This is a genomic window from Nocardiopsis terrae, assembly GCF_014651695.1.
GTDB lineage: Bacteria > Actinomycetota > Actinomycetes > Streptosporangiales > Streptosporangiaceae > Nocardiopsis > Nocardiopsis terrae.
In genome coordinates, this window is record NZ_BMXJ01000004.1 from 179,142 (window position 1) to 194,463 (window position 15,322).

Genomic DNA, 15,322 nt, shown 5'->3' on the forward strand with positions numbered 1-15,322 from the left:
CCCCCTCCGGGCCGGTGGGCGGACCGGGCGCGGGCCGCCTCGTCTGACCTCTTGGGGCCTGACCGGCCCTGGCCGGGCGGTGGTGTCGCTCTGCCCCGGATCCGCCATTGGCCCCTTGCCTCCCCTGACCCCCTTGCCTTCCCCCTTTTGGAGTGGTGTGCCGTGCCCACCGAAGAGATCGAGCCGATCGACTGCGCGGGCAAGATCGACCCCAGCCTGTTCCCGGTCCCCGAAACCCTCACCCACATACTGGAATCACACGCCAGAAAGCTGCGCACCGGCGGCGTGAACATGTCCCAGACCGGCGATGACATCGTCTCGGCCTGGGACGGGCTGAGCGAGTGCTACAGCGCCCCCGAGGCCGAGGAACTGTACTCGGCCCTGGCCCCGGTGACCTCCAACGGAGCCGTGATCGAGCTGGCCACCGAACGTGTGGCCAGCGCCCTGGAGACCTTCGCCGAGACCGTCCGCGAGATCCAGGCGGACTGGCGCACCCTCAAGAACGACGTCAACGCCTTCCGGATCGAGATCGCCGACGAGGGCGAGGACTGGGACAAGGGCGATGGCCCCCTCGGCTGGGGGGACAGCTCCAACGTCGCCAGGAACAAAGAGCTGCTGCTGCGGGCCGCGAACCTGGTGGAGGACTTCAAGGAAGCCGAGGTCGCCTGCGCCGACAAGATCAACATCGGTATCGCCGGGCGCACCGACTTCGTCAGCGAGGACGACCTGGACGGTGCGATGCCCCAGGCGAACCAGTTCGTGCACGGGGTGGGCGTCGATCTGGAGGAGATCCCCACCGCCTGGGGCGAGGCCGCCGCAGAGACCGACCACGGGTGGGTCCGCGACGTGGGTGATGCGGTGTGGGACTTCGGTGTGGGCGCGGCCGAGGATGTGGGCGCGATGGTGGGTGCGCACTCCTCACAGGGGTGGTTCAACCAGTCCTGGGGGGATGCGCTCAAGGAGTACCACTGGGACAACCTGACCTCGGCGGCCTCGTTGGTGGGGATGTATGACGCCGAGAGCGACTCCCTGGGCTGGTCCGGTTTGGGCTCGGCGGGTGAGGCCTGGAAGGACCTGGCGCACTCGGTGGTGCCCTGGGAGGAGTGGGGGGAGCGGCCCGGTTATGTGATCGGTACCGCGTTGCTCAACATCGGGGCGACCGTGGGTGGTGCGGCCCTGACCGCCACGGGTGTGGGCGCGGTGGTGGGTGTGCCGTTGATGCTCTGGCGCGGCGCGGCCGTCCTGGACGGCATGGGCAGCTCCGGCCGCGGTGGTTCGGGCATGGATGTGGACCTGCCCGAGCTCCCGGAGATGCCCGCCTACGGGGGCAGCGGGGCCCCTGTGGTCAACATCGACACCAGCAGCTTCACCCCGGCCCAGAAAGCCGAGATGACGGCCTCCCTGGACCGGCTGAACGCCACCGTCAACGGCGGCGGTGGAAGTTCGAGCAGCGGTGAGTCCTCTGCAGCTGGCCGCCCCTCCCATGCGCGTCTGACACACAACGGCCAGGAGGCCGACCCCAGAGCAGGTGACCTGGACCGGGCTGAGAGGGTCGCCTCCCTTGAGTCCAGCAACCGGGACAATGACGCGAGCGAGGGCGCCAAGAAGTCCGACGCCAAGAAAGCCCCCACTTGGACTGGCGACCCCAAGGATTCCGTCGAGCCCAACCCCAAGAAGAACGGCTCCGAGGAAGAACCCGCCTATGCGGGTGGCCGAGGCGATGATGACACCTTCGCCGAGTCCAAGAAGACCCCCACCGGTACCCCAACCCAGGCCAACGCCACCAAGATCGACGCCCCCGGCACAGGCACCCGTTCAGGCAACGAGACCCCTGAGCAGCAGACCGGCGACCGCAGCGTCGACCTGCAAGACGACAAGAACACCGTCCAAAACCAGGCCGACAAGGGCCCCGGTCCTCACAATGACGGCCCAGGCGACAACGAGGGCTCCTTTAACGAAAAGAAGCCCGGCCCGGAATTCACAGAAAAAGAGAACACCCATTCAGTCATTTCCGACTTGCCTTCTGACAGAGGCACCACAAACGCCTCAGGGGGCAACCCTCCGACCGAAGGACCCTCAAGCCCATCCGAACCTGACAAAATCACAGGACCAGACCTAGAGAAGAGGCTCGCTAAAGCAACTAAACTTGAAGATCGCTTGAAAGCTGGGATGTCAGATGAGGAAATAGCAAGACTGCGCGGAGAACATTCGCGTGACGGAGATCAATGGCAGCGACTGGCAACAACAGTTAATGCGGAAATGATCGGCGGATCGAAGATTGACAAGATCCTGAATCCAAAGGCAATCAAATTTGCCCTTGACGGCGCATCCAACCCTCGTGAATTCGCCTATAGGTATGAGTACTACAAGGCCGCCTTCACTGAAGCATCCCAAGGAGTCATGGAGCGGGAGAGCCTCACCAAGAATCAGGCAAGACCAGGGGCGAAGCAGATGATGTTGGAATTGGAAACACGCCTGGAGTCCCGCATTTCATATGATCGAGATGTCGTACGCAGCGCACGAGGGGAAGATTTCGTGAAAATTGATACCAGCCTGCCGACCAGGGAGCTCGTGGATGCGATCCGAGAAGAGTCCGGTCGCATCGGAATGGGAGACGCAAACTCCGCCGCCTACCACGCAAGAAAACACTACAAGGAACTCCCTGAGGTCGAGAAGTCGCTGACCGCAGCAGAGCGGGATATTTCTTCTGATTTTTCTCCAAAGGTCGTCCAGGACTATCTAGACAGCATGGAGCAGACCATACGCGAGGGCCACATTTCAGGCGACCCTGTGATATCCGATGATGGATCCCAAAGAATAGTATTTGAGCGATCCATAGACAGAGACGGAAACCCAATTATCAACGAAGAGGGGGAGCCTGGGTCAGTCAAAGCTCGACTTCTGGTCACAGCCGACGGGCGCGTTCTGGTTCCGACTTTTGGTAAGATGTGATCATGAGTAAATGCGACGGAACATGATGTCAGATTTCAGCCACCCCCGAGACTACATGAATGCGATCATCGAAAAACTCGAGAGCAAAAACCCAAGGGAAGGCGCCAGAGTAAAATCATCCTTCAGTCTCCTACCCTCTCTGTTTCTTCACCTGAGCTCCTCAGAGGTACCCGCTGGGGAATTATATGAGTTCAGAGTTAAGTTTACACAACTCATTTCCGACAGTTCAAACTTCATGGGCCTCTACCATTATCTGGGAGATTGTTCTGATTATGCAGAACTCGGAAGACTCAATGGCTACGAGCCAGCCTGTCTAATGAGGTCTGTTTTGCAGATTTTCAACGACGAGTTCGTGGTTTGGGATGAAGTGAGAAGAGCGGAAATCCGTGGAGGGTTCGCTGAAGAGATCGCTGATATTGATCAGACCCTCAGAGAGGTCTCCGACGAGGCTCCGCCTGTTCGGGAAGATGATATTCCGAAATGGGTTCCTGAGAGCCACTGGTGGTGGCACGCACCGCAGCAACAGGACATGAGCGAAGACGAACGAAAGTCACGCCTTGAATACGATCATTGGGACGGAGTGTAGTACTGAATGTCTTTTGAAAGGTCACCCCAGGAAGTTGCCATGGATCGACTTCTGGCCGACCCCGGGCTTGTGCAGAGGCGCCTGGAACAGGATTTGAGCGAAGTGGCGGCGCTGGGCCGATCCGGTGTACGGGCGGACCCCGGTTCGGAGCGTTCCAGGTTGGTCGAGACCCTACATTCGGAGGCGCACAACCTGGAGTTCGATGCCCCGATCGTCGCGGCTACCCAGTCCAAGCGTCGGCTGTTGGAGCTGTCGGCCGGGGAACGTCGAGAGGGTACGCCGGTGCATGCTTATTACGCCTCTGCCACCGCGACCGTGCACGAAGGGGCTCTGGTCAAAGACGAGACGGATTCAGGCGGCGCTCGAATCCTCACCTTCCTACGGCAGGCTGCCGAAACCCCCCTGGCCACGATGGCCCTGGCCACAGAGGTAACGGTAGAAGCCGATGGCCGGGCTCACTTCGAGGCCCACGGGTGGCCCACGCCCCCAGCCGAACCGGTGCACACCTTCGAAGGAACCGCGGAAGAACTACTGCGCCAGGCCCTGTCCGACCTGGCTGATGATGGAGTTCCGTTCGACCGGGCGCTGCTCCTGCTCTGGGGGGCCAGGCTCCAGGCCGGTGATCCGGTGGGAGACGAGCAACAGCGGATCCGGGTGGCGCAACACGTCGCAGCACGGTCAGCAGAGCTCGATCACTACCTGACTCACGCCGAGAACTATGCTTTGGCCCCGTCGGAGCAGTGGTGGTATGCCGCATGCCTGTACAGGTCGGCTCTGGAAAACCTCTTCGAGTCCTACCTGGGCGGTGTGACGTTCTCTTTGGTGAGTGCGGAAGACATCGATGATGTGGATGAAAAGCTACGCGAGAAACTTCCCCTGGCGCAGGCCACACCTTCCGCAGTTCCGGACGGTGTCCCTGAAGGCCATTGGTGGTGGAAGGCCGCGGCATCCGATCGATGAGAATACGGACACTTCATCTGCTACTGATCTTTGATGAGGTGTTTGACGGAATGGGGCAGGGGTCCAACCCAGAGCTCCGGAAAAGTCGGGCGGCAGGGATGTGACCTGCACCTTTGTAGGCGGGACGAACAGGTGCGTGCGTGTCCGACCCGGTTGGATGGAAGTTCTTCACGCTGCCATCGGTCCGAGGAACACGCCCGCGTATGCCATCGTCTCACCCCGGCGAGCTCATCGTCGAACCCCTCTCACGCCAGGACCACCTCCTCCAGGCCCTCGCCCGTGTGACTGACCCACGCAAACCCCGCGGACGACGCCACCGACTGGCCGCACTGATCGCGGTAGCAGTCTGCGCGACCCTGGCCGGAGCCAAAGGGTTCACCGCGATCGGCCAATGGGCCGCCGAGAGCACCACCCACACACTCACCACCCTGGGCATGGTCCGGGGAGCCGCCGACGAGGCGACCTTCCGCCGCACCTTCGCCCGACTGGACGCGGACCTGCTCGACCACGTGCTGGGCGCCTGGGCCGCCACCCGAGTGGCCGTGATCAACGGATTGCGGGTCATCTCACTGGACGGCAAGACCCTGCGCGGCGCCCGCACCAACACCGAACGGGCACCACACCTGGTCGCTGCCTTGTGCGGCACCACCACCCTGGGCCAGGTCGCGGTGGACGCCAAGAGCAACGAGATCCCCGCCGTGCGGGACCTGCTCGGGTTCATCGACATCAACGGGGCTGTGGTCACGGTCGACGCGATGCACACCCAGACCGACACCGCCACCACCATCCAGGAACTGGGCGGACACTACGTCTTCACCGTCAAGGACAACAACAAACACCTGTACGCCCAGCTCAAGAACCTGCCCTGGAAGCACGTGCCCGCACACACCACACGCGATACCGGGCACGGCCGCCGCGAGACCCGCACGATCAAGACCGCCCATTCACCCTCAAAGAAGGTGATTCCGCTTTGGATTGCCCCTGTTGTGCAAATTGTACTGTTTTGACTGAGGGAATTTCTGCACCCAAGGTCGGCAAGAACACCACGACACCGAACCACCCTGAATACCGAAGAACAGGAAAGGACGAGCAGGGAAATGAAAAGAATTGACTCTGGTGATGTTGAGTTTCTGGATGATGTGACTGCCCGCCTTCCCGGAGGGTCGCTTATTGGGCAACTGATCGAGATGGACGGAAAATGTGCGGATGTTCAAACCTTCATTAAAGGATACACACAAGGGCCTTCTTTTCTGATTGGCGAAACCGGCAGCATTCTTGAATACTCCAATAGGATTGGCAACCATGCAATCGGCCCAAGGTTCACATGGGACTCTGGGGGAAATCTCAGAGAAGAGAGGGTAGATGACTTCTCAGATGGCACAGTAAGACTACTGCGCACTTGGGATGACCAAGGGGTTCTCGTTTATAGCGAGACAAAATCACCACAGCATCTATTTGTCGCCCCTGACACAGGAGAGAATCAGTTCAGGCCTTGGCGTGATGTGCCAGCAAATCCTGATGCACCAGGGGTGGGTGGCTATATTGAGGCCCCCCTGATGAGGAACTTGGTGTTTGGTGATTTGATCGCCTACGAGGGAGACTCCTACACTGGCGAGGCCATCCGTGTGCTCGAATCCGGCGCTACCGAGCTCCACACCTTCGTGGAAGGCCTGGAGGACGGTCCTTTTTGATTTGGTCGCCAAGTGGAAAACTTACTCTACAAGGAGTACACCAGGATCCTTATGGACCGGTCGGCCCCTGGCACGAGTGGGACGAACAGGGGCGCCTGCTGCGGGAGACGATCTACGACGCCCTGGGCAACAAGATCATCCACCGTGAGCTGGACGAGAACCTCAACATCGTCTAGCAGAAACGCTTCGAGCCGACCACACTCATGACCGACCCCGAAACCGGCGAACAATACCCCGCACCCTGGCTGTGAGCACGGGAAAGCCAACCTGGTCGGGTTCTGACAACCGTCAGTACCGTGTCGTCCCGGTCCTCCAGTGAAACGGGAGCCGACCGGGGCCCTACGACCACAAGGGGATCCCGAGTTCGGATGCCGAATGGAGAACACCGCCTACCGGTTGGATTCCTGCTACCTTCCCGGCGATTCCCTGCACACCCCCGCCTGAATACGTGAACGGATCCTGCGCTGACGCCCCGGCGGATCCTGCCCACCAGCTGCACGGGCAGGTCGGCCAAGACGAACGCCAGACGGGTGACGTCGTAGCCGCTGTCCATGACGATCAAGATGTCCGGATCGCCTGGGCACCAGTACCCGGCAGTGATGAGGCGGTTGACGACCTCACGCAGCTGGGCGGCGGTGAGGGCAGTGGCGTCGTCAGTCGGGCCCGGACGGACCGCGTCCAGGCCCTGGGTCCAGCAGGCGATTCACTACGTAAACAAGCCACGCCTCAAGTAGGGAAATTATGCTCGGCAGAAAAAAAGGCCACATGGGACCAATGGAGGAACAGGAGGCGATCTCTGCCATAGCGTTTGATTTGTCGGAGAACCTTCCTGACGGCTGGAAGTATGGACGGCTTTTTGTGATGTATATGGGGGAGTACGGGATCATGAATACGGAGGTGGAAAAAGAAGACGGTGAGGTTGTCAGGATTGAAGTTCCTGGCAAATTTTTCCCAAATACCATGGAACTAAGAGCTGGAATGTACAAGGAGAACCAGGGGACGTGGTTCTCGTGGGAGCTCATGATCTCGAACGAAGGAAGATTCAAATCCAGGTTCAACTATGACGACTACCCTCCGTTTACATTTTCTCCGGGGGCAAGGGATTTCTTGGATGAAATTGACCTGTATCCGCGGAGCGAGGAGTTCACTCCTGACTGGCTGAGGGAAAATCTCGAAGAGGCAAGGCGAGAAGATTAAAAGTACCAAGCGGATCTTCCGCCTGGTGTGAGTCAGTTGATCGAAAAAGTTTGAACGGAAATCTACCGGGAAGATTTGTGTTCCTGAATGGATTCCGAAGAGCAGAATCTACTGATCTTTGATCATGCGGTTGACGGGAATGGCGAGGGCTCCAACCCCACCGAGTCGATGAACCCTCTCAATAGGTCGGTACGTTTCTGCACCGACCTCAGATGGGAGCGCATCGCCTTCTCCAGCTCACCCAAGCCCCGGAACCCGCGGTTGGCCAGACCGCGCTCTTCATGTGTGACCACAGCGGCTCGACCGGGTTCAATTCCGGCGCGTACCAGGGCAGGAACGAGAGCATGCGGCCGGAGGGAAGGGGAACGGACAGCGACGCCTGAGGATTCATGGCAGCCAAGGTAGAGGGCCGAGGTGACGTTCAGCGGCACCCTACGGCCCCTCCCCCACTTGTCGAGGGCGTGTCCTCGCTGGGGACGGACAGGCATCCGGTGAACATGACGGGCGGCAGGCGACGAGCACGGGCCAAGGGTGGTACACAAGAGCCCGCCATCCTCACCCACCAGGGAGTACGTCCGTGCCGAACTACGAGCACCTCACCCGGTTCGCGGGATTGCCCGTCGTCGAGTTCACCGGCCGGGACACCGCCGACAACCGGTTCCACGAAGACCGGGAACCGGCATGGCGCAGGGGGAAACGGGTCCTTGCGCAGGGGCCGGAACCGGAAGAGGACCTGGCGCGCGCCATCGGTGAACCGGGGGCGTTCGCCTGGCGGTTGCGCATGGAACCGACCGGTCTCCTCCCCGGCACCGGGGAGCGCACTGAACCGTCCGAGGGACTGGGCGCCTACCTGGACCGGTTCACCGGGACCGTGGACACCCGGACGATCACCGCGCTGATCATCGGGAAGTTCCCGTTCATCTCCCACCACTGTTCGACGGAGTCGGACCGGCTCCGCGATGAGCTCATCGCGCTCGCCCCGCACCTGCCCCGCCTGCGCGCGCTCTTCTTCGGGGAGGTCCTTCGGGAGGAGAGTGAGATCTCCTGGATCGGGCACGGCGATCTGGGCCCCCTGCTCACCGCCTACCCGCGGCTCACCGAGCTGACCGTGCGGGGGAGCGACGGTCTCCGCCTCGGGGTCGGCGAACACCGGTCGCTGCGCCGGCTCACCATCCAGAGCAGCGGGATCAGCCCCGACGTGGTCGAAAGCATCGCCGGCTCCTCGCTGCCCGAGCTCGAACACCTGGAACTGTGGCTGGGGGTGGAGGAGGACGGAGCGGCCGCCCCCGACGACCTCGGCTCCCTCCTGTCCGGCACGGCCTTCCCCGGGCTGCCCCACCTGGGGCTGCGCAACGCCGAATTCACCGATGACTGGGTCCGGGCACTGGCGGAGGCACCCGTGACCCCCACTCTGCGCACTCTCGACCTCTCCTTGGGCGCCCTCACCGACGAGGGCGCCCGGACACTGCTCAGCGCTCCGGCCTTCCGGTCACTCGAACGGCTCGACCTGCACCATCACTACATGTCCGAGGACATGACCGAGCGGATACACGAGGCGTTCACCGGGGCCGGAGTCCGCGTCGACATCTCGGACCGGCGGGAACCGGACCTGGAGGGCTACGAGGACGAGGAGGAAGCCTGGCTGTACCCGGCGGTCGCTGAGTGAGCCGCACACGGGAGCGCCCCCCGTGTGCGCCCCGCCTTCTCTGGCTCATCCGGCGTGGGCGGAACCCTCCCCGCAGGCGTGCTCCACGCGCAGGCGCTGGGTGTGGTGCATGTCCAGCCCGGCGATCTCCCCGGCGGTGAACCAGCCCGCCTCGTGCGACTCGTCGCTGACCGCGAGTTCTCCCCCGACCACCCGAGCGCGGAAGCACACGTTGAACTGGCGGCGCACCTCCCTGTCGCTGTAGGCGATCACGTGCCGGGCGTCGGTGTAGGTGCCCACCACACCGGTCACCTCCACCTCGTAACCGGTCTCCTCGCGCACCTCCCGCACGGCCGCCTCCGGCAGGCTCTCGGCCATCTCCATCGCCCCGCCCGGCATCGCCCACAGCCCGTTGTCCACCCGCCGCTGCAACAGCAGACGCCCCTCGTCATCAACGACAGCCGCGCTGGCCGCCACCACCAGACTGTTGGGCACAGGGGCGTTCGGGTCGTCGAAGTACTCGGTACGAGCCATCACACCTGCGCCCGAAAGTCCTGCGCCCGAAAGTCGCGGGCGGGGAGGTCGGGCACGTTACTCCTTCGGTGAGAATCGGGGCAGGAGTTCGCGGGGCCCAGTGGCATGACGCGAATCGATCACGCCCCTGGGCGGCCGTCTGCTTCACGGAGGGTGGACCGGGTACAGGCCCCTTCAAGCCATCAGAGCGCCACCGGTGAAGGCGAGCCACTCCGCTGAGGTGAGCACCAGAACCGTGCTGCGGGGGTTCTTGGAGTCGCGCAGGCCCACCGAATCGGGGTTGTGGTCGGTAAGGGCGACCTCGACGCAGTCGCCGGTTCCGCTACCGCTGGCCTTACGGAAGTCGCTGTCCTGGAAAAGGGGGGTCATACGTCAGCCTCCTGGGTGTGGTGTCCGGAACCGACCTGTGCTTGGAGTCCGGCCTGAGCCAGGTACCGCCTGAGCGGGACGGCGTGGTCTCGGCAGACCTGCCGCCAGTGCGCGTGTTCACGCACGAGTGCCGGATCGGTGGACACTTCGACGTGGGACAGCGTGCCCGTGTCGTCATAGACCATGGTGCCGGTCCGCTCGTCATCGAAGAGCCAGTAGTCCACGTCAGGAACCCCCAGCTCGTGTGCGGTTGGTCGAGGCAGGATGGCGATCTCCTCTCCTGCGTCGGCGTTCGACGGGTACGCGCAGGTCATCTCGAAGACGGCGTATTCGGTCAACGGCTCACTGACGACGTGTACCCGGCCGATGGAGGCACCCCTGTGCCTGATCGAGCGGACCCGCTCCGCCCATGGGTCCAGCCATGACGGGTCCTGGGGAAGGCCCGCACGGAACCTCTCCAACGGGGCGCGTTCGCTGGCGGAGTCGTAGAAGTCCAGGGTCTCCAGGCGAAAGACCTGGTCGTGGAAGTCATTGAAGGTACGGAGGAAGTCGGGCATCGACATCCTGGTCACTGCGCTGCTCCATGGGGTGTCGGTGGCGCGGGCAAGCTAGTCTGGACTGCGATCCTTCCAGAAGATCATAAGCAGCCTTATGAGACTTAAACAAGAATATTATGGGGGACCGTGTGCCGGAGGGCAAGAGAACCGACAAGGCCAGGAAGGAACTCGCTTCCCTGCTGCGGACGACCCGGCTGGACCGCGGCCTGTCCGGACAGGAGCTGGCGGACACCCTGGGCTGGTCGCAGTCGAAGGTCTCCAAGATCGAGAACAGACGGACCCGGCCCTCACAGGAAGACGTCCGGACCTGGCTGGAAACCTGTCGCGCTTCGGCGCAAGTACTGCACCACGGCACCGGGCTGGCGGAGAGTGCGCTGGTGGAGTCCCGCCACTGGCGGGCGGTGCACTCCCAGGGCATGGCTTCGGGACAGTCGGGGGTCCAGGCGCTGGAGGAGCGTTCCGGGACCGTGAGGTCCTTCCAGCCGTCCCTGGTGCCGGGCCTGCTGCAGACGGCCGGGTACGCTCGCCAGGTGCTGACCGCCGTCGACATCTCCGGCCAGGGCGACACCCCCCAGGCGGTCGCGGCCCGAATGCGCCGTCAGGAGGCGCTCTACGATGCCGATCGGCGCTTCGAGTTCACCCTCACCGAAAGCGCTCTGCGCTGGCACCCGCACGGAGGAGAGATCCTGCCTGCACAGTGGGACCGGTTGCTGTCGATCGCCACATTGAGCAACGTCTCTCTTCGGGTTCTCCCCCTGCACGCCTCCTTCGGCCATCTCCAGAGCAACGGATTCCTGCTGTTCGAGAACGCCGATAGCCCCACCGTCATCGTGGAGACGTTCACGAGGGAACTGCTTCTCACCGACCCGGACGAGGTCGACCAGTACCGCGAGATCCACACGCGCCTGACCGAACACGCCCTGCCCGAGGACGACTCACGCGACTTCATTCGCGACCTCGCCACCACGATGTGATCGCGTAGCCAGAGCCGGACACGTGCCTGGTTGACACTGTTCTAAGTCCAAGCTTAGTCTTACTCAAGTCTGATACTGGTCAGATAATCAATGAACCCCCGGAAGAGGCCCGCATGAACATCAACAGCACAACGGCCCCGGCCGCCCCGATGCCCTTCACCACCACGGACCTCAGCAGGATCATGACGCTCACCCTGCCGGAACTCGGCATGGACCGGATGACCGTGCCCCAGGTGGAGGAGACCCTGTCCTGCTCTGCCCTGACCGCTCACTTCTAGACCGACGAGTCCGCCTATCCCATCAAGCAAGGGAGTCCTGAGTGAGTAACTGGGAACGGGTCACACTGCTCTTCGCCAACGGTGCAAGGCCCCTGGCGCAGAAGGACGCACTGTCGTTCGCTGATCTGCTGCGCGCGAACCGCTTTCCGCCGTCCATGTTCCAGGCCTACGAAGTACCCGGCGACGGGAGCCTGCGGCCCGTTCCCATCTCTCACACGCTGGAGGAGATCCCCGAGACGAGCAACGTCATCCTCCAGTGCATGCGCAACACCGACGCCGAACTGGTTCCGCCCGCCCTCACCGCGTACGCGCACACGAACCGCCCGGTCGCGGCGATGTACGACCTGAAGTACGCGGAGAAGGACTCCCTCCACGGCGTCCACCTCGTGGACGACGAACAGCTCCGCGAGATGGTCTTCGACAAGATCGCGGACTTCCTCCAAGAACACCGCGTGGAGCTTCCGCTGGTCGCCGGGATCTCCGGCGGTGGCGACTCCAGCAGCATCGTCCAAGGGCTGCGCCGCTACGCCACGGCGCGAGGCCTGCCAGCCGACCAGGTGCTGTGCTTCACCGTGGTCCTTGACCCCCTCTGGAGGGGGACCGCCGCCGACAGGGCGCGAGAGCTCTGTGAGGGCAACGGATTCGGCCACCGCGTCCTCTACCCGGAGGACATCGCGGCCCTGCTGGGGATGAGCACCACGCCCCAGGCCCTGTGGACCGAGATCAGGTCCACCTACGGGCCGGACTCCTCGCACTTCTTCGGTACCTGGCTGCTCAACCTGGTGGGCCGGGCCCTCAACAAGGAAATCGGCGGCTCCAGCCTCCTGATGGGCTACAACCGCGAGGACGTCATGGCCGAACTGCTGTTCTGCCTGATGAACGGACGCCGCCCGCTCCCCTACCCCAAGCGCCGGACCGGAGAGGTGGACTGCTTCATGCCGGTGTGGGACGTGCCGAAGGTGCTGCTGGACTCGTGCTACCCGCAGGTGAGCGAGGTCAACTACGCCGAACGCATCGACTCCACCGCGCCCCGGCGCTCCTCGATCTACTACCAGGCACACGCCCTGGACGCGATCGTGCCGCAGATGTCCCTGTCCCTGATGACGGGGGTGCGCACGCTCATGGACTCGCTCAACGGTTGGGAGGAGCTGGAGGCCGTCGACGGCACACCGCTGCTGCACACCGGTCACAGCAGCCCCGGAGACCGCGACTCACTGGTCGCGCTCCTGGCCCGGCACTTCCCTGACTGGTCGGTCAGCGAGCCTGACCCACAGTAGTCTGACGCCGTCCCGGGAACCGTGAAGTCACAGCAGGAGTAGCGTTCACATGGCCAAGTCAGCAGCTCCCTCCGGAACGAGGGACTTCCTCGCCGACGACCTGCGCCGCCGTAGGGCGGCGTTCACCACCGTCAGCGACATCTTCGAACGCTACGGGTTCGATCCGCTGGAGACCCCCGCGTTCGAGCGGCTGGAGGTGCTGACCGGCAAGTACGGTGAAGAGGCCTCCCAGCTCTTGTTCAAGATCCTGCGTCGCGGGGTGCACGAGGCCTCCGGCAAGCCCGACCTGGCCCTGCGCTACGACCACACGGTTCCCCTGGCCCGGGTCATCGGCACCCACGGGGCGAAGCTGCCCAACCCCTACAAACGCTACGCCATAGGCCCGGTGTGGCGGGCCGACCGCCCCCAGGAGGGCCGGTTCCGGGAGTTCGTGCAGTGCGACATCGACACGGTGGGTTCCTCCTCCCCGCTGGCTGACGCCGAGGTCGTCCTGGCTCTGGCCGAGAGCCTGGACGCCTTGGGGGTGAACCGGTTCCGTTTCCTCGTCAACAGTCGTGAAGCGCTCCGCGGCCTGCTGGAGGTCTACGGCGTCGCCGAGGAGAACGGTGACGGGGTCCTGTCCACGCTGGACAAGCTCGACAAGGTGGGTGCCGGCGCCGTGGCCAAGGAGCTGGTCGATGAGCGCGGCCTGGACGTGACGGGTGCCGAGCGCCTGGCCGAGGACGTGGCCTCCGACGACCAGGACCTGATCCGCTCAAAGCTCGCCACCAACGAGCGCGGCCAGCGCGGCCTCGCCCAGATCGACAGCCTGCTGGAGCTGACCGCCAGCCTCGGCGATCGGGCCGTGTTCGCCCCGCGCATGGTGCGCGGCCTGGACTACTACACGGGCGCGATCTATGAGGTCGAGGCCGAGGGCTTCCCCGGGTCGATCGCGGCGGGTGGCCGCTACGACGGCTTGGTCGCCTCGCTAGGCGGCCCGGACATGCCCGCCTGCGGCGGTTCCATCGGCATCGAGCGCATCCTGGCCATGCAGGACACCGGCGACGCTCCCGCCGTCGGGCTCGATGTGGCGATCACGGTACTGGGCGGCCAGGCCGAGCTGATGAAGCTGGCGAGCGAACTGCGCACGCAGGGGCTGCGGGTGGGCACCTACCTGGGGTCCTCCGGCAAGCTCGGCAAGCAGCTTCAGTGGGCCAACGCTCAGCACGCGCGATTCGCCGTCATCTTCGGTCCCGAAGAGCAGGAGTCCGGCGAGGTCACTATCCGCGACATGGTCTCGGGCGACCAGAACCGAATCCCCCTGGCACAGGTTGGAGCCGACTTCCGGGCTCGCATCGAAGGGTGACTGCGTGACCGTACCCGCCCCTGATCACGGCACTTCATCGCCCGTACGCCTCGCTGCCTGCCCGAGACCGCCCGGTCTTCTTGAAGAAGCAGCTTCCAGGCTCAGCACCCGTCTTGTCACCCGTAGGCAGGTGGCGCAGGGTTTTCGACCAGCAGTGGGGATGCCGACGGCACGAGGAACCTGGGCCCGTATCAGCTGGCACCCGCCGAACGCGATCTTTCCGCGCGAGTTCAGCGGTATCGAAGCGTCGATGGCTGTGCAGGGCGTCCCCAAGCCGTTGTTCATCCAAGCCGCGCACTGGATGGACAACGGTCTTGTCTGTCGTGCCGAGGAGATGACGCTGATCTCAGAGAAGACGATCTCGACCACCTACACACTGGACAAGGCACCCGAGGTGACCGGCCGGTGGTGGGAGGACTTGGCCGATGCGCTGGCGCATCTGGCCCGGACCGACACCAACCGCATCGGCCTGGCGCAGGAGGACATCGATCGTTCCATCACGGGGGCGTTCTCCACCCCTGTCGACACCACGATCCGCAGCTGGGTGGTCGGTCATGGTGATCTGCACTGGGCGAACCTCACCGCTCCCCGCTTGTTCCTCTTGGACTGGGACAGTTGGGGACTGATGCCCCAGGGGTTGGACGCAGCGAAGATGTGGGCGTCGGTGTTCCGGATTCCGCGGCTCACCGAGGAGATCTCGGCACGGTTCAACCAGGACCTCAGCACCCGGGACGGCAAGCTCAGTCAGTTGTGGGTATGCGCGAACAGAATCCTGGGTGCCAGGCGCCGTGGCAGGGAAACGGACCAGTCCGAGCACGCCCGGTGGACGGGTGAGCGTCTCGTGGCGGAGCTGGCCTAAGCTCAGCCGACCAGCAGTTAAAGGGCACACAACAGACATCGCGGCCATCACCAAAAGCCAGGATATGACCTCAGGGCCAGTACTGAGAGAACAGAGCA

General features: G+C 63.5%; 18 protein-coding genes. 13 read left to right on the forward strand and 5 right to left on the reverse strand.

What is annotated here, in order from left to right:
• Positions 1 to 162: 162 nt before the first annotated feature.
• From IE195_RS12325 to IE195_RS12350, 6 genes are all read left to right on the forward strand, one after another.
• On the forward strand, positions 163 to 2,952 hold the full coding sequence (locus tag IE195_RS12325) for a hypothetical protein (protein ID WP_191270856.1): 2,790 nt from the start codon (positions 163 to 165) through the stop codon (positions 2,950 to 2,952).
• A gap of 10 nt (positions 2,953 to 2,962) precedes the next feature.
• The gene (locus IE195_RS12330; RefSeq protein WP_229826182.1) at positions 2,963 to 3,538 is read left to right on the forward strand and encodes a hypothetical protein; all 576 of its coding nucleotides are present in this window, start codon (positions 2,963 to 2,965) and stop codon (positions 3,536 to 3,538) included.
• 39 nt (positions 3,539 to 3,577) lie between these two features.
• Positions 3,578 to 4,498 carry a hypothetical protein gene (locus IE195_RS12335; protein ID WP_225942409.1) on the forward strand — a complete coding sequence of 307 codons (921 nt, stop codon included), beginning with the start codon at positions 3,578 to 3,580 and terminating at the stop codon, positions 4,496 to 4,498.
• Positions 4,499 to 4,701: 203 nt separating this feature from the next.
• On the forward strand, positions 4,702 to 5,505 hold the full coding sequence (locus IE195_RS12340; RefSeq protein WP_191270861.1) for an ISAs1 family transposase: 804 nt from the start codon (positions 4,702 to 4,704) through the stop codon (positions 5,503 to 5,505).
• Between the two features lie 90 nt (positions 5,506 to 5,595).
• Positions 5,596 to 6,189: a hypothetical protein gene (locus IE195_RS12345; RefSeq protein ID WP_191270864.1), complete on the forward strand. Its 594-nt coding sequence runs from the start codon at positions 5,596 to 5,598 to the stop codon at positions 6,187 to 6,189.
• On the forward strand, positions 6,186 to 6,365 hold the full coding sequence (locus IE195_RS12350) for a toxin-antitoxin system YwqK family antitoxin (RefSeq protein WP_225942408.1): 180 nt from the start codon (positions 6,186 to 6,188) through the stop codon (positions 6,363 to 6,365). The genes IE195_RS12345 and IE195_RS12350 overlap by 4 nt, the downstream gene beginning before the upstream one ends.
• On the opposite strand, the gene IE195_RS26190 is transcribed toward IE195_RS12350, so the two are convergent.
• Positions 6,362 to 6,892 (reverse strand): transposase, encoded by a 531-nt coding sequence (locus IE195_RS26190; protein ID WP_268249174.1) that lies wholly within the window; start codon positions 6,890 to 6,892, stop codon positions 6,362 to 6,364. The two genes, IE195_RS12350 and IE195_RS26190, sit on opposite strands and share 4 nt — an antisense overlap.
• A 38-nt stretch (positions 6,893 to 6,930) precedes the next feature.
• On the opposite strand from IE195_RS26190, the gene IE195_RS12360 reads away from it, so the two are divergent.
• Complete coding sequence (locus IE195_RS12360) at positions 6,931 to 7,386, forward strand: immunity protein YezG family protein (protein ID WP_191270866.1); 456 nt, start codon at positions 6,931 to 6,933, stop codon at positions 7,384 to 7,386.
• 208 nt (positions 7,387 to 7,594) lie between these two features.
• Here IE195_RS12360 and IE195_RS26690 read toward each other — a convergent pair whose 3' ends face one another.
• Positions 7,595 to 7,777 carry a transposase gene (locus tag IE195_RS26690; protein WP_373295658.1) on the reverse strand — a complete coding sequence of 61 codons (183 nt, stop codon included), beginning with the start codon at positions 7,775 to 7,777 and terminating at the stop codon, positions 7,595 to 7,597.
• 186 nt (positions 7,778 to 7,963) lie between these two features.
• On the opposite strand from IE195_RS26690, the gene IE195_RS12365 reads away from it, so the two are divergent.
• A complete protein-coding gene (locus IE195_RS12365) occupies positions 7,964 to 9,052 on the forward strand; it encodes an STM4015 family protein (protein WP_191270868.1) in 1,089 nt (362 codons plus the stop codon).
• A 45-nt stretch (positions 9,053 to 9,097) separates the two neighbouring features.
• Here IE195_RS12365 and IE195_RS12370 read toward each other — a convergent pair whose 3' ends face one another.
• From IE195_RS12370 to IE195_RS12380, 3 genes are all read right to left on the reverse strand, one after another.
• A complete protein-coding gene (locus IE195_RS12370) occupies positions 9,098 to 9,565 on the reverse strand; it encodes an NUDIX hydrolase (RefSeq protein WP_191270870.1) in 468 nt (155 codons plus the stop codon).
• A gap of 174 nt (positions 9,566 to 9,739) precedes the next feature.
• Entirely contained in the window at positions 9,740 to 9,934 is a 195-nt protein-coding gene (locus IE195_RS12375; protein ID WP_191270872.1) for a DUF397 domain-containing protein, read from the reverse strand.
• Complete coding sequence (locus IE195_RS12380; RefSeq protein WP_225942407.1) at positions 9,931 to 10,491, reverse strand: DUF6879 family protein; 561 nt, start codon at positions 10,489 to 10,491, stop codon at positions 9,931 to 9,933. Before IE195_RS12380 ends, IE195_RS12375 begins: the two co-directional genes overlap by 4 nt.
• Before the next feature lie 116 nt (positions 10,492 to 10,607).
• On the opposite strand from IE195_RS12380, the gene IE195_RS12385 reads away from it, so the two are divergent.
• From IE195_RS12385 to IE195_RS12405, 5 genes are all read left to right on the forward strand, one after another.
• Positions 10,608 to 11,465, forward strand: a complete 858-nt coding sequence (locus tag IE195_RS12385) for a helix-turn-helix domain-containing protein (protein ID WP_191270876.1) — start codon at positions 10,608 to 10,610, stop codon at positions 11,463 to 11,465.
• Between the two features lie 113 nt (positions 11,466 to 11,578).
• Positions 11,579 to 11,743 (forward strand): hypothetical protein, encoded by a 165-nt coding sequence (locus tag IE195_RS12390; RefSeq protein WP_191270878.1) that lies wholly within the window; start codon positions 11,579 to 11,581, stop codon positions 11,741 to 11,743.
• Between the two features lie 41 nt (positions 11,744 to 11,784).
• Positions 11,785 to 13,020: a hypothetical protein gene (locus IE195_RS12395; protein WP_191270880.1), complete on the forward strand. Its 1,236-nt coding sequence runs from the start codon at positions 11,785 to 11,787 to the stop codon at positions 13,018 to 13,020.
• 49 nt (positions 13,021 to 13,069) lie between these two features.
• Positions 13,070 to 14,365, forward strand: coding sequence for a histidine--tRNA ligase (hisS, locus tag IE195_RS12400; RefSeq protein ID WP_191270882.1), 1,296 nt, complete (start codon positions 13,070 to 13,072; stop codon positions 14,363 to 14,365).
• Positions 14,366 to 14,525: 160 nt separating this feature from the next.
• Positions 14,526 to 15,224, forward strand: a complete 699-nt coding sequence (locus tag IE195_RS12405) for a hypothetical protein (protein WP_191270884.1) — start codon at positions 14,526 to 14,528, stop codon at positions 15,222 to 15,224.
• The last annotated feature ends 98 nt before the right edge of the window (positions 15,225 to 15,322 follow it).

Bases quoted from the DNA above. Each gene is read 5' to 3' on its own strand.
- IE195_RS12390 (WP_191270878.1), top strand. From the start codon at position 11,579: ATGAACATCAACAGCACAACGGCCCCGGCCGCCCCGATGCCCTTCACC.
- IE195_RS12375 (WP_191270872.1), bottom strand. From the start codon at position 9,934: ATGACCCCCCTTTTCCAGGACAGCGACTTCCGTAAGGCCAGCGGTAGC.
- hisS (WP_191270882.1), top strand. From the start codon at position 13,070: ATGGCCAAGTCAGCAGCTCCCTCCGGAACGAGGGACTTCCTCGCCGAC.
- IE195_RS26690 (WP_373295658.1), bottom strand. From the start codon at position 7,777: ATGAATCCTCAGGCGTCGCTGTCCGTTCCCCTTCCCTCCGGCCGCATG.
- IE195_RS12340 (WP_191270861.1), top strand. From the start codon at position 4,702: ATGCCATCGTCTCACCCCGGCGAGCTCATCGTCGAACCCCTCTCACGC.
- IE195_RS12385 (WP_191270876.1), top strand. From the start codon at position 10,608: ATGGGGGACCGTGTGCCGGAGGGCAAGAGAACCGACAAGGCCAGGAAG.
- IE195_RS12370 (WP_191270870.1), bottom strand. From the start codon at position 9,565: ATGGCTCGTACCGAGTACTTCGACGACCCGAACGCCCCTGTGCCCAAC.
- IE195_RS12380 (WP_225942407.1), bottom strand. From the start codon at position 10,491: ATGCCCGACTTCCTCCGTACCTTCAATGACTTCCACGACCAGGTCTTT.
- IE195_RS12360 (WP_191270866.1), top strand. From the start codon at position 6,931: ATGCTCGGCAGAAAAAAAGGCCACATGGGACCAATGGAGGAACAGGAG.
- IE195_RS12405 (WP_191270884.1), top strand. From the start codon at position 14,526: ATGCCGACGGCACGAGGAACCTGGGCCCGTATCAGCTGGCACCCGCCG.
- IE195_RS12330 (WP_229826182.1), top strand. From the start codon at position 2,963: ATGCGACGGAACATGATGTCAGATTTCAGCCACCCCCGAGACTACATG.
- IE195_RS12335 (WP_225942409.1), top strand. From the start codon at position 3,578: ATGGATCGACTTCTGGCCGACCCCGGGCTTGTGCAGAGGCGCCTGGAA.
- IE195_RS12345 (WP_191270864.1), top strand. From the start codon at position 5,596: ATGAAAAGAATTGACTCTGGTGATGTTGAGTTTCTGGATGATGTGACT.